Raw genomic sequence first — 22658 nt, forward strand, 5'->3', positions numbered from 1 at the left:
TATTCTTCCACACGCTTACATGGAATCCCCTGATGTTAAAAATATTTAATACACTGACTCGCCAAAAAGAGGAATTCAAACCTATTCATGCCGGAAAGGTAGGCATGTACGTGTGTGGTATCACCGTTTACGATCTCTGTCATATCGGCCATGGCCGTACTTTTGTTGCGTTCGACGTGGTGGCGCGCTACCTGCGTTCTCTCGGCTATGAGCTGAACTACGTGCGTAACATCACCGACATCGACGATAAAATCATTAAGCGCGCCCATGAAAATGGCGAAGACTTTGTGGCGCTGGTCGACCGCATGGTCGTCGAAATGCACAAAGATTTCGACGCGCTGAACATTTCACGCCCGAACAGCGAGCCGCGTGCGACCAAACACATTCCGGAAATCATCGAAATTGTTGAACAGCTGCTGGCTCGCGATCACGCCTATGTGGCGGAAAACGGCGATGTGATGTTCTCGGTGCTGACCGACCCGAATTATGGCCTGCTGTCTCGCCAGGATCTGGATCAGCTTCAGGCGGGTGCGCGCGTGGACGTGGTTGACGTGAAGCGCAACCCAATGGACTTCGTGCTGTGGAAAATGTCCAAGCCAGGCGAGCCTGCGTGGACGTCTCCGTGGGGCGAAGGCCGGCCGGGCTGGCATATCGAATGTTCCGCCATGAACTGCAAAGAGCTGGGCAACCACTTTGATATTCACGGCGGCGGCTCCGATCTGATGTTCCCGCACCACGAGAACGAAATCGCGCAATCTACCTGTGCCCACGACGGCGAGTACGTCAACACCTGGATGCACTCCGGGATGGTGATGGTTGACCGCGAGAAGATGTCCAAATCCCTGGGTAACTTCTTTACCGTGCGTGACGTGCTGAAGTATTACGACGCGGAAACCGTGCGTTACTTCCTGATGTCCGGCCACTACCGCAGCCAGCTCAACTACAGTGAAGAGAACCTGAAACAGGCTCGCTCGGCGCTGGAGCGTCTGTACACCTCGCTGCGTGGGACCGACAGTAGCGTGGCGCCAGCCGGGGGCGAAGCCTTCGAAGCCCGCTTCCGCGAAGCGATGGACGATGACTTCAACACCCCGGAAGCCTACTCCGTGCTGTTCGATATGGCCCGCGAAGTGAACCGCCTTAAAGCGGAAGATCTTGCGGCGGCAAACGGACTGGCGGCGGCGCTGCGTAAGCTCTCCGCAATTCTGGGCCTGCTGGAGCAGGATCCGGAGCAGTTCCTGCAGGGCGGCGCGCAGGCGGACGACGGCGAAGTGGCGGAAATCGAAGCGCTGATCAAGCAGCGTAACGATGCGCGTCAGTCGAAAGACTGGGCGCTGGCGGACCAGGCGCGTGACCGCCTGAACGAGATGGGCATTGTGCTGGAAGATGGCGCGGGCGGCACAACCTGGCGTCGTAAGTAACATTTAGAACGTGAAAAAGCGGCCTATGACAGGCCGCTTTTTTTATGGCTGGCCGCTGTGGCGCGGCCTGATTGGCAGGTGCTTTATTCCGGGGCTGAGGTGCGAATCAGGTAATCAAACGCGCTCAGGGAGGCTTTCGCGCCTTCGCCAGTGGCGATGATGATCTGTTTGTAAGGCACGGTGGTGCAGTCGCCCGCGGCGAATACGCCTTTCACGGTGGTTTCGCATTTCGCGTCGATGATAATTTCACCCATGCGGTTGCGCTCCACGCTGCCTTCCAGCCAGGTGGTATTCGGCAGCAGGCCGATTTGCACGAAGATGCCGGCCAGGGCAACGTCATGCACGCTTTCGGTCACGCGGTCTTTATACTGCAGGCCGGTCACTTTGCTGCCGTCGCCTTTCACTTCCAGCGTCTGGGCGTTGAGCACGATGTCGACGTTTTTCAGGCTGCGCACTTTGTTCTGCAGAACCTGATCGGCCTTCATTTCCGGGGCAAATTCCAGCAGGGTGACGTGCTCAACGATACCCGCCAGGTCAATGGCCGCTTCCACGCCGGAGTTCCCGCCGCCGATGACCGCCACGCGCTTGCCTTTGAACAACGGGCCGTCGCAGTGCGGGCAGTAGGTCACGCCTTTGGTGCGGTACTGATCTTCACCCGGCACGTTCATGTTGCGCCATTTTGCGCCGGTCGCCACGATAATGCTGCGTGCTTTCAGCGTGGCGCCTGATGCCGTTTGGATCTGGTGCAGGCCGCCTTCGGTTTTCGCCGGGATAAGCTTGCTGGCGCTTTGGGTGTCGATCACGTCCACGTCATAGTCGTCCACGTGGGCTTTCAGCGCGCCCGCAAGCTTCTGGCCTTCGGTTTTCGGCACGGAAATGTAGTTTTCGATATCCACGGTATCCAGCACCTGGCCGCCGAAGCGTTCGCCCATCAGGCCAGTACGGATGCCTTTACGCGCCGCATAGACCGCCGCCGCCGCGCCCGCAGGGCCGCTGCCGACGATCAGTACGTCATAAGCCTCACGCTGGTTCAGCGCTTCCGCCGCGCGTTTTTCTGCGCCGGTATCAATTTTGCCCACGATTTCAGCCAGCGTCATGCGGCCCTGACCAAATTCTTTGCCGTTCAGGAACACGGCAGGCACGCCCATCACATTGCGTGCCTGAATTTCATTCTGGTAAACGCCGCCGTCGATAGCAGTATGGGTGATGCGCGGATTCAGCACGCTCATCAGGTTCAGCGCCTGCACAACGTCCGGGCAGTTGTGGCAGGAGAGGGAATAATAGGTTTCAAAGTGGAAGTCACCGTCGATCTCACGGATTTGCGCCAGCAGATCCTGAGATTCTTTGGACGGGTGACCGCCGACCTGGAGCAAAGCCAGCACCAGGGAAGTGAATTCGTGACCCAGCGGAGAGCCGGCAAAGCGCGGGCCCTGGCTTGAGCCTGGGTTAGTGATTAAAAACGACGGTTTGCGCACCGGCAGGTCGTTATTAATGCTGAAAGAAACTTTGTCGGATAACTCAGCGATGTCTGCCAGCAGTTCTTTTACTTCAGATGATTTCGCGCCGTCGTCCAGCGTGGCAATCAACTCAACAGGTTTCGTTAGTCTCTCAAGATAGGCTCTGAGCTGGGTTTTCATTGTTGTGTCGAGCATGGTCAGTCTCCCTGGTGGCGAGAAAAAAACGGCTGCCGGAGCAGCCGTAAAATAAAAGAGGGTAACGCGGGTAAAACTTAGATTTTGCCGACCAGGTCCAGAGATGGAGCCAGAGTCGCTTCACCTTCTTTCCATTTAGCCGGGCAAACTTCGCCTGGGTGGGAAGCGACGTACTGAGCCGCTTTCACTTTACGAAGCAGGTCAGACGCGTCACGGCCAATGCCTTCGGCGGTCACTTCGATAGCCTGGATGATGCCCTGTGGGTCAACCACGAAGGTAGCGCGGTCTGCCAGACCTTCGTCTTCACGCATGTTTTCGAAGTTACGGGTCAGTGCGCCGGTTGGGTCGCCGATCATCGCGTATTTGATTTTAGCGATGGTTTCAGAGCTGCCGTGCCACGCTTTGTGGGTGAAATGGGTGTCGGTAGAAACGGAATACACGTCTACGCCCAGTTTCTGCAGTTCTTCGTAATGGTCAGCCACGTCGCCCAGTTCGGTCGGGCAAACGAAAGTGAAGTCAGCCGGGTAGAAGAAGAAAACGCTCCAGCGGCCTTCGGTATCTTTTTCCGTAACTTCAACGAATTCGCCGTTTTTAAAAGCCTGGTTTTTGAATGGTTTGATTTTGGTATTAATTAAAGACATCTAAACTTCCTCCGTTTTGCGATGGGAGAAAGGTACCGAATTTTGAACTGCGTCACTAATGGGTAGGCTTTATTGAATCAAGAGGTATTTCCTAACAGCTATGCGGCGGGCATAAAAAAGGCCACCCGTTGCGGGGGTGGCCGGTGTTGCGCGTTACAATTCCACTTTAAAAAATTATAACAGCGGCGAAATTACAGCACTTTAGCCTTAAAAAGGTCAATTCCCCGGTTCGTTGTAGTAGCGATGGTTGTAATCGTTGAAAACTATTAAAGGTCATCAGTCCTAAAATTCGCGGGATATTCTGAAAAGTCGAGCTGGTGAGCAAAGTAATGTCAGGGGAATTGCAGCTATATGACGGTAAGGTTAAATTACCGGCTGTTATTTTTCTGCATGAATAATCGCGCCAGGCTGCGCGAGGGTTGAGGTATTGGCATTGTCCGAATTGCTTTCTTTGGTGCTGTTTTTGGCAGCTATTGCCGTATATGCGGTAAAGGCGGGTCGAAATATCTGGTGGCTGTCGATCATCCTGCTGATGCTCGGCCTGTTTATCGTGCTCAACGTGACGTTGCTGGCCAGTAATTATTTTACCGGCGAAGGCATTAACGACGCGGTGCTCTATACGCTCACCAGCAGCATGACAGGCGCGGGCGTCGGCAAATACATTTTGCCTGGGCTGGGCCTCGCCGTCGGGTTGATTGCGATTTTTGGCGGTCTGACCTGGATTTTACGCCGGAAGAATCATCCTCATCATTTGGGCTACAGTGCCCTGGCGCTGTTTCTGGCCCTGTTTTCAATCAAAACAACGCCTGCCTACCAGCAGGTGGTGTCGCTGATTAAATCCCAGACCCGCACCGGCACGTCTGACTTTGCCGACTGGTATAAAGTCCCGGAAGGCACCATTAAACAGCCGAAGCTCAACCTGGTTTATATCTACGGCGAAAGTCTGGAACGCACCTATTTTGATGAGCAGACGTTTCCTGGCTTAGCGCCCGAGCTGAACGCTCTGAAAAGCCAGGCGATCGATTTCAGCCATACCGGGCAGATGGCGGGGATGGACTACACCATTGCGGGCATTGTGGCCTCGCAGTGCGGTATCCCGCTGTTTGCACCTTTCGAGGGGAACTCCTCGGCGTCAATGTCGAGCTTCTTCCCGAAGAACATCTGCCTCGGGGATATTCTTAAGGCATCCGGCTATCAAAACTACTTTATCCAGGGCGCGGACCTGCGCTTTGCGGGTAAAGACATTTTCCTGCAGTCCCACGGCTTCGAGCATATGTACGGCGCGCAGGAGCTGAAGGGAATGGTGGCGGACCCGAATTACAAGAATAACTGGGGCTTTTACGACGATACGGTGCTGGACGAAGCTTATGACAAGTTTATCGAGCTTTCTAAAGCCGGGAAGCGTTTCTCGCTGTTTACCCTGACGGTCGACACGCATCACCCCGATGGCTTTATCTCGAGAACATGTAACCGCCGCAGCTACAGCTACGGGGGCAAAGAAAACCGATCTTTCAGCGCCGTTTCCTGCAGCCAGGAGCATATCGCGGCGCTGATAGACAAAATCAAAGCCTCGCCGTATTTCCGTAACACGGTGATCGTGGTCTCTTCCGACCATCTGGCGATGAACAACACGGCGTATAAATACCTGACGAAGCAGGACAGGCAGAACCTGTTCTTTGTCATTCGCGGCGATAAACCGCAGGCGGAAATAAAAGCCGTGAAGCGTAACACGATGGATAACGGCGCGACGGTGCTGGATATCCTCGGCGGGGGGAACTACATCGGCCTGGGGCGCAGCAGCCTGTCGGGCGAGTCTCTGTCGATGGTCTTTACCAACCTGAAAGAGAAGGTTACCGAGTGGAAACCGGACGTGATCGATCTGTGGAACTTCCCGAAAACCATCAGCCGCTACAGCATCGATCAGAAGAAGAACACGTTCAGTTATTCTGGCGCGCACTTCAAGCTGCCGTTATTGCTGAAAATCGGTAAAGGCAAAATTGAACCGCTGCCGGAAAGCGAGTACTCCGCGCCGCTGCGCTATCAGCTGGCGGATTTTAAAAGCGATGACCGGTTTATCTGGGCTGACCGCTGCTACAAAATGGCGCGCCTGTGGGAACCGCAGCTCGCGCTTTCTACCGGGCTGTGCGTGGCCCAGGGGCAGCTTGGTGGAGAGCCAACTGTGCGGCTGGTGGACAAACCGCTGGATGAATACAACGTGCAGTTTGACGAGCAAACGCTGAGTAACGATCGTTTCAAAAATAATGTGGCTCTGCTGAAGGCGGATGAGAACAACATTCGCTACCAGGCGGACAGCTTTATCTTTAACGTGGCCGGAGCACCGCAGAGCGTGAAGCAGTACAGCGGCATTTCACGCCCGGAAGCCTGGGGCCGCTGGTCGAACGCCAATATGGCGCACGTGGTGACCATTGAGTATCAGGATCCGCTGCCGACCACGTTTGATCTGGTGCTGGTGGCCAAAGCCTTTGGGCCAAACGTCGGCGAGCCGGTTTCGGTTAAGGTGGGTGATGAAGAGCAAACCATTACTTTTGGCGACCAGCTTTCTACCGTCACGCTGCGTTTTGATAACCCGGCAGGCAGCAAAGTGCTGACTATTGAGCCGCCGAAGCCGCAGCTGTCCAACGAAGGCAATATTCTGGGGCATGAACCGCGTAAGATTGGCGTGGGGCTGGCTGAGCTGAAAATTGTGCCGGTGAGCGGCTAACCCGTTCCCGGAGAGGGAACGGGCGGGGCAGGTCAGAGGATCTCGAGCACCTGTTCCGGCGGGCGGCCAATACGGGCTTTGCCGTTGGCCAGTACGATTGGGCGCTCGATGAGTTTCGGGTGCTCAATCATCGCCTGAATGAGCGCTTCTTCGCTGAGGCTGGCGTCGTCCAGCTTCAGTGCTTTGTACAAGTCTTCTTTGCGGCGCATCAGCTCCCGGGCGCTGGTAAAGCCCAGTTTCTTCAGCAGTGATTTGACGGTAGCTGCGTCAGGCGGCGTTTCCAGGTAGAGCACCACTTCGGGCTCGACGCCCTTTTCCTTCAACAGGTTCAGCGTTTCACGGCTCTTGGAGCAGCGCGGGTTGTGATAAATTTCGACCTTCGTGGACATACGGACTCCTGTTACATCTTCATATAAGGTTTAAAGCGCTGCTGAAGCTGGCGCAGCTGATCGATCCGGGCGTCGTACCTCGCCTGCTGCAGACTGCCGAGTTTCACCTGCGAGCTGGCGCTACTGAGCATTGAAATGGCCTGATCCAGACGGCCATTGAGCGCCATGACCTCGGCGCGAGCCGCTAACTCCTGATCGCGGTTGCCCAGTTTCCCCTGAGCCTGAGCCAATAAATCCCAGCCGTTGGTGTCGTCAGGGTGAGCGAATGTGTAGCGATTAAGCTGCGTTGCTGCCTCGGCGGTCTGCCCGCCTTCCAGGTAAGCATTGGCGAGGTTCAGCTGCAGCACCGGGTTATTCTTCAGGTCCGGGGCGTTTTTCAGCCGGTTGATCGCGTCGTTGGCTTTGTGCTGGCCGAGATCGATATCGGTGGCCAGATCGAGATACCACGGGTTGCCCGGCTGGGCGTTAATCAGTGGCTGAAGCGTTTTTCTTGCCTCGTCGTATTTATCCGCCTGCAAAGCCTGCAGCGCGCGACCATATTGCGCCGCGTTTTGCTCGCGCACGTTGCCTTTTGACCAGGCATCCAGCAGATCCGGGGTTAGCTGATTGCGGCCCGAGTTATACATTCCCAGGGTGCGAACCTTTGCCATGTAGAAACTTTCCGAGGACTGAACCACCACCGGGCGCATTTGGTTGGCGCGGTTGCGGGCATCCGCCAGGCGGCTTTCCGGCAATGGGTGGGTCAGCAGAATTTCTGGTGGACGAGAGGAGTAGCGGGCCTGATCGAGCAGTTTTTCGAGGAAGCCAGGCATCGCCTGAGGATCAAACCCCGAACGCTGGAGTACCTGAATACCGATGCGGTCAGCTTCCTGCTCATTCTGCTGCGTAAAGCTGATCATGCCTTGTTGCGTCCCGGCCAGCGTCCCGGACAGGGCGGCCATCCCGGCCTGGGGGCTGGCCATTGCCAGCAGAATTGAGCCTAAGGCTCCCACCCAGGTCAGGGGCGCATTTTTCTTTTGATCTTCCATCGCACGCGCCAGGTGACGCTGGGTGACGTGGGAGATTTCGTGAGCCATAACAGAAGCCAGCTGGCTTTCCGTATCGGCATAACGGAACAGCGCCGAGTGCAGCACCACATTGCCGCCAAAGAAGGCGAAGGCGTTGATTTCGTCGTTGTTGATCAGGAAGAAGTGGAACGGGGTCTTCACCGAATTAGCGTGGCTAACCAGCCTCATGCCCAGTGAGTTGATGTACTGCGTCAGCAGCGGATCGTTAATCAGCGGGGCGCTACCGCGCAGCTGGCGGACGTAAAAATCGCCCATCTGCATTTCCTGTGCGATAGACAGCGTGCTGCCCGCGGATGTTCCCATATCTGGGAGTTGGTCAGTCACATCCGCGCGCGCTGGCAGTAGGGTTCCTACCAGCAGTGAGGCCGTAAGTGTTGCAATCAGGGTCTTTTTCAACTGCCTAACCATAACTACTGTCCCGTTTAGTCGTTGTCAGATTTTGACACGATGAGTACAAGTTTGTTCGCTTAAAGAAGTGTACTGTAGGGCGTTGAAGCTGCGAAGATTTTATTTGGTGGATTCTCCTTTGTAATCCGCCGTAAAAAGCAAAGTCTTTGCGGTGACATTTCGATACAATTCGGCATCAAAAAAAACTTCACGGAAGGGATGTATGCTCGACATGTTGTTGCAGTGGTATCGCCGTCGCTTCAGCGACCCGGAGGCGATTGCCCTGTTGGTTATTCTGGTGGCGGGTTTTTGCATCCTGTTCTTCCTGCACGGTCTGCTGGCACCGCTGCTGGTTGCCATTGTTCTGGCCTATTTGCTTGAGTGGCCTACGGTGCGCCTCGAGCGTATTGGCTGTTCCCGAACGTGGGCCACCACCATTGTGCTGGTGCTGTTTGTCGGCATTTTGCTGCTGATGGTGCTGTTTGTGGCGCCCGTCGCCTGGCAGCAGGGCATCAACCTGATTCGTGATATGCCGGGGATGCTCAACAAACTTTCCGATTTTGCCGCCACATTGCCGAAGCGTTATCCGGCGCTGGTGGATGCGGGCATTATTGACGCCATGGCCGAAAACGTTCGCAGTCGGCTTTCCGGCATGGGCGACCAGGTGGTGAAATTCTCGCTGGCGTCGTTGGTTGGGCTGCTGACATTGGCTATTTACCTGATTCTGGTGCCGCTGATGGTGTTCTTCCTGGTGAAGGACAAAGAGCAGATGCTGAATGCCGTGCGCCGTGTTCTGCCGCGCAACCGCGGTCTGGCCGGGCAAGTCTGGCTGGAGATGAACCAGCAAATCACCAACTATATTCGCGGCAAAGTGCTGGAGATGATTGTCGTGGGCGTGGCGACCTATATCGGCTTTATTATTTTCGGGCTGAATTACTCGCTGCTGCTGGCGGTGCTGGTTGGCTTCTCGGTGCTAATTCCTTACATCGGCGCGTTTGTGGTCACTATTCCGGTGATTTGCGTGGCGCTGTTCCAGTTTGGTCTGGGCACTGAGTTTTGGACGCTCTTTGGCGTGTATCTGATTATTCAGGCGCTGGACGGCAACCTGCTGGTGCCGGTGCTGTTCTCGGAGGCGGTGAATCTTCATCCGCTGGTGATTATTCTGTCAGTGGTGATTTTTGGCGGGCTGTGGGGATTCTGGGGCGTGTTCTTTGCAATCCCGCTGGCAACGCTGATTAAAGCCGTGGTTCACGCCTGGCCGGATGCTTCAGCGGTGGATGACGCGACGAGCCGGGAATAACAATCAGAAAAAAGCCGACTGAGATGTCGGCTTTTTTATCTGTTCTTTATCTGTACTTAGGCGTTTTCGGTCAGCCAGTTCACAACGATATCGTGGTGGTTGCTGGTTTTGAAATCGTCAAACACCTTTTCCACTTTACCGTCGCCGTCCAGCAGGAAGCTGATGCGGTGAATGCCGTCGTAGGTTTTACCCATAAAAGATTTCTCGCCCCACACGCCAAACTGATTGCAAACCTCGTGGTCTTCATCAGAAAGCAGGGTGAAGTTAAGCAGCTCTTTCTCGGCAAAACGGGAAAGTTTTTCCGGCTTGTCGGTGCTGATGCCCAGCACTTCCACGCCACGCTTTTTCAACTCATCCATGTTGTCGCGCAAACCACATGCCTGCACGGTGCAGCCTGGTGTCATCGCTTTTGGATAGAAATAAACCAGAACTCTCTGTCCCTGGAAGTCGGTTAAATTTACTTGTTCGCCGTCCTGATCGGGCAAGCTAAATTTCGGTGCAATATCACCGGCTTTCAGTGGGCTCATCACTACTCTCCGTCTTTAATCATCTTGCTGTGGGTTAACCACGTTAATAGTGCCTTCTGCTTTCAGTTCTGTACATAGGGCTTTAAACGCTTGCTCGATAATTGTCGCATCCTGTGAACCGGGGCTGTGGGCCGTGATCTGAATATACAGACGTGGCCCCACGCCGTTGTCAGCGGGCTGAGTGCGGGAAACAAGCTCGGCAATGTTCATTTGATGGGTATCAAACAGATGGGTAAATCGCTCAATCAGGTGCGGCGAGTCTGCCACTTCAACCTGCACCCAAACCGTGGCCGGCGTGGCCGGTCTTTCCTGCGCGGTTGTGCGTTTCATCACAATTAACAGATCGAGTTCGGCGCCCTTTAGCGGCAGAGTGGATTCGATCAGGGTTATCGCGTTCCAGGTGCCGGAAAGCAGCATGATAAAGGTGAACTCTTCACCCAGCATCGCCAGCCGGCTGTCTTCGATATTACAGCCGCAGCTGCTTACGTGACGTGTGATGGTATTGACGATACCCGGACGGTCCGCCCCCAGGGCTGTGATAACCAAATAATGGTGTGATGAGGGTGTCAAACGTGTTCTTCCTGTCAATCGGTGAGATTCACATTAGGAAAGCATAAAAAAAGTATGCTGCCAACCGCTTAGCGCCTTCTGGCGGCTTGCTTTTGCTATGGCACCAAACGTAACATTGGAGAACATGTTTGCACAGAGGGTGGCTAATGTTTACGGGAAGTGTTGTCGCGATAATTACGCCGATGGATGAGAAAGGTAATGTCTGCCGGTCCAGCCTGAAAAAACTGATTGATTACCATGTCGCCAGCGGAACATCGGCGATTGTCTCGGTAGGGACTACCGGCGAATCGGCTACCTTAAGCCACGACGAACACGTCGATGTAGTGAAGCTTACCGTGGAACTGGCGGACGGGCGTATCCCGATCATTGCCGGTACCGGGGCTAACGCCACTTCCGAAGCGATTTCCCTGACGCATCACCTGCAGGACAGCGGCATTGTGGGCTGCCTGACGGTCACCCCGTATTACAACCGTCCTACTCAGGAAGGTCTGTTCCAGCACTTTAAAGCGATTGCTGAAAGCACCCATCTGCCGCAGATGCTGTATAACGTGCCGTCGCGTACCGGCTGTGACATGCTGCCGGAAACCGTTGGCCGCCTGGCGAAAATCAAAAATATTATCGGTATCAAAGAAGCCACCGGGAACTTAAGCCGCGTAAACCAGATCAAAGAGCTGGTTGAAGATGACTTCATCCTGGTGAGCGGTGATGACGCCAGCTCGCTGGACTTCATTCAGCTTGGCGGCCACGGCGTGATTTCCGTGACGGCAAACGTAGCCGCGCGTGAAATGGCAGAAATGTGTAAACTTGCCACCTCAGGGCAATTTGCACAGGCTCGCGAAATTAACCAGCGTCTGATGCCGCTGCACCATAAATTGTTTGTAGAACCTAACCCTATCCCGGTGAAATGGGCCGCGAGGGAGTTGGGTCTTGTGGCAACCGACACCTTACGCCTGCCGATGACGCCGCTGACCGACGCCAGTCGCCCGGTGATTATCAGCGCGCTTAAGCATGCCGGTCTGCTGTAAAGCTTAGGGAGATTTGATGGCTTACTCAGTACAGAAGTCGACGGTGGCAAAAGTTGCTGTTGTTTCGCTCGCCATGCTGTTAGCGGCGTGCAGTTCCGATCAGCGTTACAAGCGTCAGGTTAGCGGCGATGAGTCCTACCTGGATGCGACCCCACTTGCGGAAATCCACTCTCCGGCCGGGATGATCCTGCCGATTCAGAATGGCGACTACAACATTCCGGTCACCAACGGCAGCGGTGCTGTAGGCAAGCAGCTGGATATTCGCCCGCCGGCGCAGGCGCTGGCATTGGTGAACGGGGCTCGTACTCAGTTCACCGGTGATACCGCCACGCTGCAGGTTGAAGCTAACAAGGCAAGCGGCCTTTGGCCTCAGGTGGTCAGTATCCTGCAAGCCGGGAACTACGCTATTGCCCAGCGCAACGATGCCAGCCAGACCCTGACAACCGACTGGGTTCAGTGGAACCGCGCTGACGAAGACGTCCAGTATCGTGGCCGCTACCAGATTAGCGTGCAGCCTCAGGGCTACCAGCAGTCAGTCGTCGTTAAGCTGCTGAACCTGGAGCAGGGCGGCAAGCCGGTGGCGGATGCTTCATCTCTGCAGCGCTATAGCGCGCAAATGCTGAACATCATCAGTGCCGGTCTCGATAAGTCTGAAACGACCCGCCAGAATGCGCTGGACAACCGCAGCTCAGCACAGCTTGACGTGCAGAGTGCCGCGGATGATACCGGGCTGCCAATGCTGGTCGTTCGTGCGCCGTTCAACGTCGTGTGGAACCGCCTGCCGGCCGCGCTTGAAAAAGTGGGCATGAAGGTCACCGATACAACCCGCTCTCAGGGCAATATCGCGGTAACCTACAAAGCGCTGTCTGACAGCAGCTGGAGTGATCTGGGGGCGAAAGATCCTGGGCTCACCAACGGCGACTATAAGCTGCAGGTTGGCGACCTCGATAACCGCAGCAGCCTGCAGTTCATCGATCCGAAAGGGCACCCGCTGACGCAGTCTCAGAACGATGCACTGGTCGCTGTCTTCCAGGCAGCATTCAGCAAGTAATACTCAAGGGCCGGTTAATTCCGGCCCTTGTTATTTAAGCCTTATGTATTAACCCCCCTCGATTGCGCAAGCGATCGCTATACCTGGAGTAAGAAAGATGCAAAAGCAAGCTGAGTTGTATCGCGGCAAAGCGAAGACCGTTTACAGTACCGAAAATCCGGATCTGTTGGTGCTCGAATTCCGTAACGATACGTCAGCAGGTGACGGGGCGCGCATCGAGCAGTTCGACCGTAAAGGCATGGTAAACAACAAGTTTAACCATTTCATTATGGCCAAACTGGAAGAAGCGGGTATCCCGACCCAGATGGAAGCGCTGCTTTCTGACAACGAAGTGCTGGTGAAGAAGCTCGACATGGTGCCGGTAGAGTGCGTGATTCGTAATCGCGCCGCGGGTTCACTGGTGAAGCGCCTTGGTATTGAAGAAGGTATTGAGCTGAACCCGCCGCTGTTCGATCTGTTCCTGAAAAACGACGCCATGCATGACCCGATGGTCAATGAATCTTACTGCGAAACCTTTGGCTGGGTGAGCAAAGAGAATCTGGCCCGCATGCGTGAACTGAGCTACAAAGCTAACGACGTACTGAGCAAACTGTTTGATGACGCTGGCCTGATCCTCGTTGACTTCAAGCTGGAGTTTGGGCTGTTCAAAGGCGAAGTGGTGCTGGGTGACGAATTCTCCCCGGACGGCAGCCGCCTGTGGGACAAGCAAACGCTTGATAAAATGGACAAAGACCGTTTCCGCCAGAGTCTGGGTGGCCTGATTGAAGCGTACGAGGAAGTTGCTCACCGTCTCGGCGTTAAATTAGACTAACTACGCAATCGTTTACGTTGCGCAATGGGGTGCGTTTTTGCGCACCCTGTTTTTTCGCTGTCTGTTCTTATGGTAATCCTGCCGGTAACCACCTACGATCTATCCATTACATGTTGTGATTGTTAATGAGGACGAGCGTATGCGTTGGCAAGGACGTCGCGAAAGCGACAATGTAGAAGACAGGCGCAATGACGCCTCTGGCCCTGGAATGAGCATGGGCGGCGGCGGTTTTCGCATCCCACGCGGAAAAGGCGGGCTGGTGCTGCTGGTCGTGGTCATTGTGGCAAGCTATTACGGCGTCGATCTTACTTCCTTCCTGTCCGGCGAGCCGCAGGTTTCTCAGCAGTCTTCCCAGCAGCGCTCCATCAGCCCGAAAGACGACGAAGCCGCCAAATTTACCTCGGTCATTTTGGCGACAACCGAAGATACATGGGGTGAAATTTTCCAGAAGATGGGGCGTACCTACCAGCAGCCTAAGCTGGTGATGTACCGCGGGGCAACGCGCACCGGCTGCGGTACCGGCCAGTCCGTGATGGGGCCGTTCTATTGCCCGGCGGACAGCACCGTTTATATCGACCTCTCCTTCTACGATGATATGCGCAACAAACTTGGGGCGGGCGGCGACTTTGCCCAGGGCTACGTCATTGCTCACGAAGTGGGGCATCACGTGCAGAAGCTGTTGGGTATTGAACCGAAAGTGCGCCAGCTACAGCAGAATGCTTCTCAGGCCGAAGCTAATCGCCTGTCGGTAAAAATGGAACTTCAGGCCGACTGCTTCGCCGGCGTCTGGGGGAACAGCATGCAGAAACAGCAGGTGCTTGATTCAGGTGACCTGAAAGAAGCGCTCAATGCTGCTGAAGCCATTGGGGACGACCGCCTGCAGCAGCAAAGCCAGGGCCGAGTGGTGCCGGACAGTTTTACCCACGGCACTTCCGAGCAGCGCTATACCTGGTTCAAACGGGGTTTTGACAGCGGCGATCCGGCCCAGTGCAACACCTTCGGCAATACGCTCCGTTAATCGATGACCGCAGCAACTTTCATCGCGCCGATGCAGCAGGCAACGGCGCATATGCGGCAGACGGGCATCCGCCGGCTGATGGTGCTGGCCGGTGATAGTCCGTGGAGCAGCGAGCAGGTTGCAACGCTGTCGACTTCTTTACCCGGAGACTGGCTGTGGGTTGGCTCTTCCCCTGAGTTGCCTTTGCATTGCGCGCCCTCGGCAGTGCGCAGCATGCTTGGGCGTGAGTTTCAGCATGCCGTTTTTGATGCCAGGCGAGGCCTGGATGCCGCCGCCTTCGCTGCGCTTTCCGGGATGCTCAAAGCGGGCAGTTGGTTGCTGCTATTGACGCCTGAGTGGTCGCGCTGGGCTTCGCTTCCGGATGAAGATTCCGGCCGCTGGAGCGATGCGCCACAGGCGATTCCGACCCCCCATTTTGTTTCCCATCTTCAGCGCTGCATACGGCAAGATTCAGAAGCCGTGCTGTGGCAGCAGCATAAATCATTCACCCTGAATCCTTTTGCTCACCGCCCGGTCTGGCAGCCCGCCAGCGGTGCGCCGGAGCAAGAGCAGGCCGCTATCCTTGATAATTTGTCCGGGATGGCGCGCGGCGTGGCGGTAGTAACGGCGGCCAGAGGCCGGGGGAAATCTGCGCTGGCGGGCATGCTCGTTGACCGGACACCAGGTGCTTGTCTCGTGACAGCGCCCGCGAAGGCCGCCACCGACGTGCTGGCAAGCTATGCGGGCGAATCATTTCAGTTTATGGCCCCGGACGCGCTGGCCGCAGAGCGTGAATTCGCGGCATATGACTGGCTGATTGTGGACGAGGCCGCCGCTATTCCGACCCCGCTGCTACGCCAGCTAATAGAGCGTTTCCCCCGCGTTTTACTGACCACGACGGTGCAGGGGTACGAGGGAACCGGGCGCGGATTTTTACTGAAATTCTGTGCGACATTTCCGTCCCTCAAGCTTTTCACGCTGAATACGCCGATCCGCTGGGCGCCGAACGATCCGCTGGAGCAGGTGATTGACAAGATCATGCTTTTTGATGAGCCGGATCTGGCGCAATTCCCGCAAGGCAATCCCGTTTTACAGGTTGTTGAGCAGGCAGACTGGCTTAGTAACCCTGAGCAATTAAAGCAGATGTATCGGCTGCTTTCGGGCGCACATTACCGTACCTCGCCGCTCGACTGGCGGCGAATGCTTGATGCGCCCGGCCAGCATTTTATCGCGGCCATTATCAAAGAGCAGTGTGCAGGCGCTTTGTGGCTGGTTGAAGAAGGTGGACTCGATGCAACGCTAAGCCGTTGCGTGTGGGCCGGGTTCCGGCGCCCGAGAGGTAATCTGGTGGCACAATCGCTGGCGGCGCACGGTGGAAGCCCGCTGGCCGCTACGCTTCGCGGATTGCGCGTCAGCCGCATTGCGGTTCATCCTCTGCGTCAGCGCGAGCATATTGGTGCCAGCATGATTGAACATGCGCGGCAGGCGGTGAATCATCAATGTGATTATCTTTCGGTCAGCTTCGGCTATACCGATGAACTGTGGCGCTTCTGGCAACGCTGTGGTTTTGAGCTGGTGCGAATCGGCAGCCATAAAGAAGCCAGCAGCGGCTGCTACAGCGCCATGGCGTTATTGCCGCTGACGCCAGAAGGCCAGTCGCTGATGGAAAATGAGCAGCAGCGGTTACAGCGAGACTGGCCGTGGCAGAAAACGTGGCTCGAGCTGGCTTTGTCTTTACCCGAGAATGCTTCATTTGCTTTGCGTTCCGAAGACTGGGAAGAGTTATCCGGTTTTGCTTTCGCGCATCGTCCGCTGGAAGCCTGTCTGGGGGCGTTGAATCGCCTTTTGCTGGCGTCCGTTTTACCGCTGCATGCGCTTCGCGGGCGGCTGCAACAACTTGAAAGCAATGAGGCGCTCAGCCAGCGGTTGGGGCTTTCCGGCAAAAAAGCACTGCTTGCACTGATGCGTGAGGAAGCCCAAAGCGCGTTGGAAAATCTCGATCGGAATCGCACGGCGGAGCTGCACCACGGCATTATGCAATTGCAAAAATTCCACTAACTTGTTCAATGAAACGGCATGGTCATCCCCATGCAGCGGCGTATAGTTGTCTCCATTAACCAGGAGAAAACCATGAAACATGACCATTTTGTTGTCCAAAGCCCCGCAACGCCGGCCAGCCAGTTGATACTGCTGTTTCACGGCGTAGGCGACACGGCCAAAGCCATGGGCGAAATTGGGAGCTGGTTTGCGCCAGAGTTTCCTGACGCACTGGTGGTCAGTATTAGCGGCCCTGGTCCAAGCGGCGCAGGCCGGGAGTGGTTTTCCGTGGCAGGCGTGACGGAAGACAACCGTCAGCAACGCGTGGATGCCGCGATGCCTGAGTTTATTGAAGCCGTGCATGACTGGCAGCGGCAAAGCGGTGTGCCGCCCACGGCTACGGCGCTAATTGGTTTCTCGCAGGGAGCCATTATGGCGCTGGAGAGCATTAAGGCTCAGCCGGGTCTTGCGGCTCGGGTCATTGCTTTTAGCGGGCGTTATGCGGAGCTGCCGCAGCAGGCCTCCACCAGCACCACAATCCATCTTATCCATGGCGACAACGACAAAGTGATCCACGCGACACACGCGGTGGATGCCGCCGAGAAGTTACTTAGCCTGGGCGGGGACGTGACGCTGGATTTGATTGACGATCTGGGGCATGCGATAGACGACCGCAGCATGAAGGCGGCGCTGGATCACCTGCGCTACACCGTGCCGAAGCACTATTTCGATGAGGCTTTGAGCGGCGGCGCGGCACCGAAAGATGATGATCTGATTGAGCTGCTGTAAATATCCGTCTCACTCCGGAATCGCCCGGAGTGAGACAGACTGCTATTTCTTCTTAGGCCAGTCGTCCTCGTCATCCCACTTATCGTTAAAATCACGATGTGGCGGAAGCTCAGGCTTGTCTGCCATGTACTTCTTCGGATCGATTCGGTTCAGGTCTTTAATGACGTTAATAAAAATCCCCAGTAATAACACCAGGACAATAATCCACCAGTAATGCGATAGCCATTCCATGCTGATACCTCTTCAGTTGGTTGCCCGTCAGGCGACAAGCTGTTCCATAATGCGCTGATACATCCGGGCCAGCAGCTGCAGGTCGGCGGCGTTGACGCATTCATTGATTTTATGAATGGTGGCATTCACCGGCCCCAGCTCAACAACCTGAGCACCCATGCGGGCGATAAAGCGCCCGTCAGATGTACCGCCCGTGGTTAACAGCTGCGGTTTAATTTCATTATAGTGCTCAACGGCGTTCACTACCGCATCCACCAGCTTACCGCGTGACGTCAGGAACGGCAGACCGGAAAGCCACCACTCGACGGTGTAGCGCAGTTCGTACTTATCCAGCAGGGCGATAACGCGCTGCTTGATGTCTTCATCGGTTAGCTCGGTGCTGAAGCGGAAGTTAAACTGCACAAACATATCGCCCGGAATAACGTTGTTGCTGCCGGTGCCGGCATTCACGTTGGCAACCTGCATGCTGGTGGCCGGGAAGAACTCGTTGCCCTTATCCCACTCAATATCCGTCAGCTCTGCCAGCATTGGCGCTGCGCGATGTACCGGGTTATCGGCCAGATGCGGGTAGGCAACGTGGCCCTGGACGCCGTGAATGGTCAGGTTACAGGTCAGGGAGCCGCGACGGCCATTTTTCACCACGTCGCCAACGACTTCGGTACTGGACGGCTCGCCAACCAGGCAGTAGTCCAGACGCTCGCGGCGCGCCATCAGCGCTTCAACAACCTTCACGGTGCCGTTGGTTGCGCTGGCTTCTTCGTCGGAGGTAATCAGGAACGCCAGACGGCCTTTATGGTTGGGGTGCTGGGCCACAAAACGTTCAGCCGCTACCACCATCGCCGCCAGCGAACCTTTCATGTCCGCCGCGCCACGACCAAACAGCATTCCGTCGCGAATCGTGGGCTCAAACGGCGGGTTAATCCAACGGTCGGCATCCCCTGATGGCACCACGTCGGTGTGCCCGGCAAACGCCAGCGTCTCACCCTGCCCACGCCAGGCCCAGAAGTTCTGGGTGTCGCCAAAATCCATGTGTTCAACGGTAAAACCAATCGCGCGCAGGCGCTCAATCAGCAGCGCCTGGCAACCGGCATCATCGGGGCTCAGGGAAGGACGACGAATAAGCTGTTGCGTCAGCTCAATAACCGGGCAGGACATAGGACTATACCTCGTTGATAAACTGCTGATAATGAGTTTCGTTGAAACCCAGCAGCATAGGCTGACCGGGCGCGCAGAGCAATGGGCGTTTGATGATTGCCGGCATCTCCAGCATCAGCGCCGCCGCGCTTTGTGCGTCATTAATGGATGCGCGATGGGCCTCATCCAGCTTGCGCCAGGTTGTGCCCCGCGTATTTAGCAGCGCTTCCCAACCAAGCTCAGCGATGAAGCTGTTCAGCAATGCAGCGTCCAGCCCGTCGGCACGATAGTCGTGAAACTGGTAATCCACGCCCTGAGATTCTAAAAAGCGGCGCGCCTTTTTGATGGTGTCGCAATTTTTAATGCCGTACATGGTGATCATAGTGGCGGTCGGTTCCGTTTTAGTTTGCCATAGGGCAACCATTCTGCCGCAGGTGAGGGGAATTATCGAGCCGCGATTCAGTGCTAAACCGTTATTCTGCTAACGATATATTTGTGATGGCGCTCAATAGTTGACCGCTCAAAAAAGGTTCAACTGCAGGATATATCCGCGTATACTTGCGCCAACATCAAGAGAGGCGGTTATGATCGAGCACGAATTAGGGCAGTGGAAAGACTTCATCGAAGGTATGTTGCGCAAATAAGCGTTCCGGCATAAAAAGCAACGGCGCGATATTCTGGTACTGAATACTCTGCGAACATCAGCAAAAAGGCGACCTGAAAAGGCCGCCTTTTTTGTGGCTTATTGCCCGAGAGTTTAGTCGTGGTGCTCTTTGAGCGGGAAGCGTCTGCGCACCAGGACAAAGAACAGCGGCACAAAGAAGATGGCCAGCACGGTGGCGGAGATCATCCCGCCCATCACGCCGGTGCCTACCGCATGCTGGCTGCCGGAGCCTGCCCCGGTGCTGGTCGCCATCGGCAGAACCCCGAAAATAAACGCCAGGGACGTCATTAATATCGGGCGCAGTCGCTGGCGGCAGGCCTCAAGCGTGGCGGCAACCAGGTCCTGGCCTTTGGCGTTCAGGTCGTTGGCAAATTCGACGATTAAAATGGCATTTTTCGCCGAAAGGCCGATCACCGTTAGCAGCCCGACCTGGAAGTAAACGTCATTCTCAAGGCCTCGCATCCAGGTGGCGAGCAGGGCGCCAATCACCCCAAGCGGTACCACCAGCATGACGGAGAACGGCACGGACCAGCTCTCGTACAGCGCCGCAAGGCACAGGAATACGACCAGCAATGAAATGGCATACAGGGCAGGTGCCTGCGCGCCGGAGAGGCGTTCCTGGTAGGACATGCCCGTCCACTCGAGACCAAAGCCGTTCGGCAGCTTGCTGACCAGATCTTCCATAATGTCCATGGCGGTACCGGTACTTAACCCAGGTGCCGCTTCCCCGACAATTTCCAGCGCGGAATAGCCGTTGTATCGCTCCAGGCGAGGCGAGCCTGTTTCCCACCGGGAAGTGGCAAAGGCGGAGAACGGCACCATGCCGCCTGTTTTATTACGCACGTACCAGCTATTGATATCGTCCGGCAGCATGCGGTACTTGGCCGCAGCCTGGACATACACTTTCTTCACGCGCCCGCGATCCATAAAGTCATTCACATAGCTTGAGCCCCAGGCCGTTTGCAGGGTGTTGTTGATATCATCGATGGAGACGCCCAGCGCCTGAGCCTTACGCTGGTCGATATCGATTTGCAGCTGCGGGCTGTCGTCCAGGCCGTTGTGGCGCACTCGCGTGAGCTGCGGGTTATTGCCGGCCATTTCCAACAGCTGGTCACGCGCCTGCATGAGCGCATCGTGCCCCGCGCCGGCATGATCCTGCAGCTCCATATCAAAGCCTGCGGCGTTGCCCAAACCGTTAATCGCGGGCGGGCTGCTGGCAATGACGCGCGCTTCTTTGATCTTATTAAAGGCTTTGGTGGCCCGTTCAATGATGGCAAACGAACTGCCGTCGGCGCTGCGTTCGTCCCAGTCCTTCAGGCGAATAAACATGCGCGCCACGTTTTGCCCGTTCCCGCCCGGGCCTGCGCCAATGGTGGAGAACACCGACACGACGTTGTCTTTCTCTTTGGTGAGGTAATACTGCTCCACCTGCTGCACCACTTTGGTTGTCTGCTGCTGCGTTGCGCCGCTCGGAAGCTGTACTGACGTGGTGAACACGCCGCGGTCTTCCTGGGGCAGGAATGACGTCGGCAGTTTGAGGAACAGGAACACCATGCCGCCAAGCAGCAGGGCATAAATCAGCATCCAGCGTAGGCTACGGGAGAGGATTCTTGCCACGCCGTTTTCGTAGCGTTCGGCACTGCGGTTGAAGGTGCGGTTAAACCAGCCAAAGAAGCCTTTCTGGCCGTGATGCTCACCTTTATGCAGCGGCTTAAGAATGGTTGCACACAGGGCTGGGGTGAGGATCATCGCCACCAGCACCGAGAGCACCATGGCGGCGACGATAGTGACCGAGAACTGGCGGTAAATCGCCCCGGTTGTGCCGCCAAAGAACGCCATCGGCACGAACACGGCGGAGAGCACCATGGCGATGCCGACCAGCGCTCCCTGGATTTGGCCCATGGATTTGCGTGTCGCCTCCCGAGGGGAGAGGCCTTCCTCGCTCATAATTCGCTCGACGTTTTCTACCACCACGATGGCGTCATCCACCAGCAGGCCGATAGCCAGCACGGTGGCGAACATCGTCAGCGTGTTAATGCTGTAGCCGAAGACATACAGCACGGCAAAGGTGCCGAGCAGCACCACCGGTACGGCAATCGTCGGGATAAGCGTGGCGCGGAAGTTTTGCAGGAACAGGTACATCACCAGGAACACCAGCAGAATCGCTTCCAGCAGCGTTTTCACCACGTCGGTGATTGAGGCTTTTACGAACGGGGAGGTTTCGTAGGCGATTTTAGCTTCCAGACCGTGTGGGAAAAACTGCGAAAGCTCTTCGATCTTGGCGCGGGCCAGCTTGTCGGTTTCCATTTCGTTGGCACCGGAAGCCAGCTTAATGCCAAGCCCGGAAGCGGGCTGCCCGTTGTAGGTGCTCAGGAAGTCATATTTCTCCGCCCCCATCTCAACGTCCGCCACATCCCCCAGCGTGACCAGCGAACCGTCCTGATTCACCCTCAGCGTAATGTCTTTGAACTGCTGCGGTGTTTGCAGGAGCGACTGGGCATTGATGGTGGCGTTCAGCGCCTGTTTATCCAGCGACGGCGTGCCGCCAAGCTGGCCCACGGCAATTTGCGCATTCTGGGATTTGATGGCGGTGACCACGTCCTGGGTGGTCATCTGGTAGTTGATGAGCTTATTCGGGTCGAGCCAGATACGCATGGAATACTGCGAGCCGTAAGCATCGACGCTGCCGACGCCGTTCACGCGGCTCATCGGGTCCTGTACGTTACTGGCCACGTAGTCAGCGATGTCCTGCTTATCCATGCTGCCGTCGGTGGAAACAAAGGCCACCATCAGAATATTGGTGTCACCGGTCTTGTTCACCGTGACGCCCTGAGTCTGCACGTCCTGCGGCAGCTTTCTTACCGCAGACTGCAGCTGGTTTTGCACCTGCTGTACCGCAGAGTCCGGGTCCGTCCCGGCCTTAAAGCTCAGGGTAATGGTGGCCTGACCGGCGCTGCTGCTTTGGGACGACATGTACATCATGTTGTCCAGGCCGGTCATGCTTTGCTCTATCACCTGCGTGACGGTGTTTTCCAGAGTTTGCGCGGAAGCGCCTGGATAGTTGGCGGTGATCCTTACGTTGGGTGGCGCAAGATCGGGATATTGTTCGACGGGCAGTGAAAAAATAGCCAGTGCCCCGGTCAGGCAAAGTAAAATTGCCAGCACCCAGGCAAAAATGGGGCGAGAAATGAAAAAATTCGCCATGCGGTCAGGACCCCTTAAAAGCTTCTAATTGTTATCAATAAC

20 protein-coding genes are annotated in these 22658 nt (G+C 56.1%); 10 read left to right on the forward strand and 10 right to left on the reverse strand.

Going from position 1 to position 22658, the window contains the following annotated elements; all coding sequences use genetic code 11:
• Positions 1-32: 32 nt before the first annotated feature.
• The gene (gene cysS, locus WFK85_RS03150; RefSeq protein WP_008460204.1) at positions 33-1418 is read left to right on the forward strand and encodes a cysteine--tRNA ligase; all 1386 of its coding nucleotides are present in this window, start codon (positions 33-35) and stop codon (positions 1416-1418) included.
• A gap of 83 nt (positions 1419-1501) precedes the next feature.
• Here cysS and ahpF read toward each other — a convergent pair whose 3' ends face one another.
• Positions 1502-3070 (reverse strand): alkyl hydroperoxide reductase subunit F, encoded by a 1569-nt coding sequence (gene ahpF, locus WFK85_RS03155; protein WP_336706789.1) that lies wholly within the window; start codon positions 3068-3070, stop codon positions 1502-1504.
• Between the two features lie 77 nt (positions 3071-3147).
• Positions 3148-3711, reverse strand: a complete 564-nt coding sequence (ahpC, locus tag WFK85_RS03160; protein WP_008460202.1) for an alkyl hydroperoxide reductase subunit C — start codon at positions 3709-3711, stop codon at positions 3148-3150.
• 433 nt (positions 3712-4144) lie between these two features.
• Between ahpC and opgB the strand changes: the two genes are divergently transcribed.
• A complete protein-coding gene (gene opgB, locus WFK85_RS03165; protein WP_336706791.1) occupies positions 4145-6433 on the forward strand; it encodes a phosphatidylglycerol--membrane-oligosaccharide glycerophosphotransferase in 2289 nt (762 codons plus the stop codon).
• Positions 6434-6465: 32 nt separating this feature from the next.
• On the opposite strand, the gene arsC is transcribed toward opgB, so the two are convergent.
• A complete protein-coding gene (gene arsC / locus WFK85_RS03170; protein WP_166990681.1) occupies positions 6466-6822 on the reverse strand; it encodes an arsenate reductase (glutaredoxin) in 357 nt (118 codons plus the stop codon).
• A gap of 11 nt (positions 6823-6833) precedes the next feature.
• The gene (gene bepA / locus WFK85_RS03175; protein ID WP_166990684.1) at positions 6834-8297 is read right to left on the reverse strand and encodes a beta-barrel assembly-enhancing protease; all 1464 of its coding nucleotides are present in this window, start codon (positions 8295-8297) and stop codon (positions 6834-6836) included.
• A 202-nt stretch (positions 8298-8499) separates the two neighbouring features.
• Here bepA and WFK85_RS03180 point away from each other — a divergent pair, with 202 nt between their 5' ends.
• Positions 8500-9576, forward strand: coding sequence for an AI-2E family transporter (locus WFK85_RS03180; RefSeq protein ID WP_008460198.1), 1077 nt, complete (start codon positions 8500-8502; stop codon positions 9574-9576).
• A gap of 56 nt (positions 9577-9632) precedes the next feature.
• On the opposite strand, the gene bcp is transcribed toward WFK85_RS03180, so the two are convergent.
• Both bcp and WFK85_RS03190 read right to left on the reverse strand, forming a co-directional pair.
• Complete coding sequence (gene bcp / locus WFK85_RS03185; protein WP_008460197.1) at positions 9633-10103, reverse strand: thioredoxin-dependent thiol peroxidase; 471 nt, start codon at positions 10101-10103, stop codon at positions 9633-9635.
• A gap of 15 nt (positions 10104-10118) precedes the next feature.
• On the reverse strand, positions 10119-10673 hold the full coding sequence (locus tag WFK85_RS03190) for a glycine cleavage system transcriptional repressor (protein WP_336706795.1): 555 nt from the start codon (positions 10671-10673) through the stop codon (positions 10119-10121).
• A gap of 146 nt (positions 10674-10819) precedes the next feature.
• Between WFK85_RS03190 and dapA the strand changes: the two genes are divergently transcribed.
• From dapA to ypfH, 6 genes are all read left to right on the forward strand, one after another.
• On the forward strand, positions 10820-11698 hold the full coding sequence (gene dapA / locus WFK85_RS03195) for a 4-hydroxy-tetrahydrodipicolinate synthase (RefSeq protein ID WP_008460195.1): 879 nt from the start codon (positions 10820-10822) through the stop codon (positions 11696-11698).
• A gap of 16 nt (positions 11699-11714) precedes the next feature.
• Positions 11715-12749, forward strand: coding sequence for an outer membrane protein assembly factor BamC (gene bamC, locus WFK85_RS03200; protein ID WP_008460194.1), 1035 nt, complete (start codon positions 11715-11717; stop codon positions 12747-12749).
• A 97-nt stretch (positions 12750-12846) separates the two neighbouring features.
• Entirely contained in the window at positions 12847-13560 is a 714-nt protein-coding gene (gene purC / locus WFK85_RS03205) for a phosphoribosylaminoimidazolesuccinocarboxamide synthase (protein WP_008460193.1), read from the forward strand.
• Positions 13561-13699: 139 nt separating this feature from the next.
• Complete coding sequence (gene ypfJ / locus WFK85_RS03210; protein ID WP_034809797.1) at positions 13700-14578, forward strand: KPN_02809 family neutral zinc metallopeptidase; 879 nt, start codon at positions 13700-13702, stop codon at positions 14576-14578.
• Positions 14579-14629: 51 nt separating this feature from the next.
• Positions 14630-16615 (forward strand): tRNA(Met) cytidine acetyltransferase TmcA, encoded by a 1986-nt coding sequence (locus WFK85_RS03215; protein WP_336707003.1) that lies wholly within the window; start codon positions 14630-14632, stop codon positions 16613-16615.
• A 72-nt stretch (positions 16616-16687) separates the two neighbouring features.
• On the forward strand, positions 16688-17383 hold the full coding sequence (ypfH, locus tag WFK85_RS03220) for an esterase (RefSeq protein ID WP_336706798.1): 696 nt from the start codon (positions 16688-16690) through the stop codon (positions 17381-17383).
• Between the two features lie 42 nt (positions 17384-17425).
• Here ypfH and WFK85_RS03225 read toward each other — a convergent pair whose 3' ends face one another.
• The 3 genes from WFK85_RS03225 to WFK85_RS03235 are packed head-to-tail and all read right to left on the reverse strand — an operon-like array spanning position 17426 to position 19130.
• Entirely contained in the window at positions 17426-17614 is a 189-nt protein-coding gene (locus tag WFK85_RS03225; protein WP_008460189.1) for a YpfN family protein, read from the reverse strand.
• A 27-nt stretch (positions 17615-17641) separates the two neighbouring features.
• Positions 17642-18769: a succinyl-diaminopimelate desuccinylase gene (gene dapE / locus WFK85_RS03230; protein ID WP_336706799.1), complete on the reverse strand. Its 1128-nt coding sequence runs from the start codon at positions 18767-18769 to the stop codon at positions 17642-17644.
• 4 nt (positions 18770-18773) lie between these two features.
• Positions 18774-19130, reverse strand: coding sequence for an ArsC family reductase (locus tag WFK85_RS03235; RefSeq protein WP_039306442.1), 357 nt, complete (start codon positions 19128-19130; stop codon positions 18774-18776).
• Positions 19131-19332: 202 nt separating this feature from the next.
• Here WFK85_RS03235 and ypfM point away from each other — a divergent pair, with 202 nt between their 5' ends.
• On the forward strand, positions 19333-19392 hold the full coding sequence (ypfM, locus tag WFK85_RS03240; protein WP_139827443.1) for a protein YpfM: 60 nt from the start codon (positions 19333-19335) through the stop codon (positions 19390-19392).
• Positions 19393-19505: 113 nt separating this feature from the next.
• Here ypfM and acrD read toward each other — a convergent pair whose 3' ends face one another.
• On the reverse strand, positions 19506-22616 hold the full coding sequence (acrD, locus tag WFK85_RS03245) for a multidrug efflux RND transporter permease AcrD (protein WP_008460186.1): 3111 nt from the start codon (positions 22614-22616) through the stop codon (positions 19506-19508).
• Positions 22617-22658 lie beyond the last annotated feature (42 nt).

The sequence above is a fragment of the Cedecea sp. VD22 genome, from assembly GCF_037150195.1.
Classification (GTDB): Bacteria; Pseudomonadota; Gammaproteobacteria; order Enterobacterales; family Enterobacteriaceae; genus Cedecea.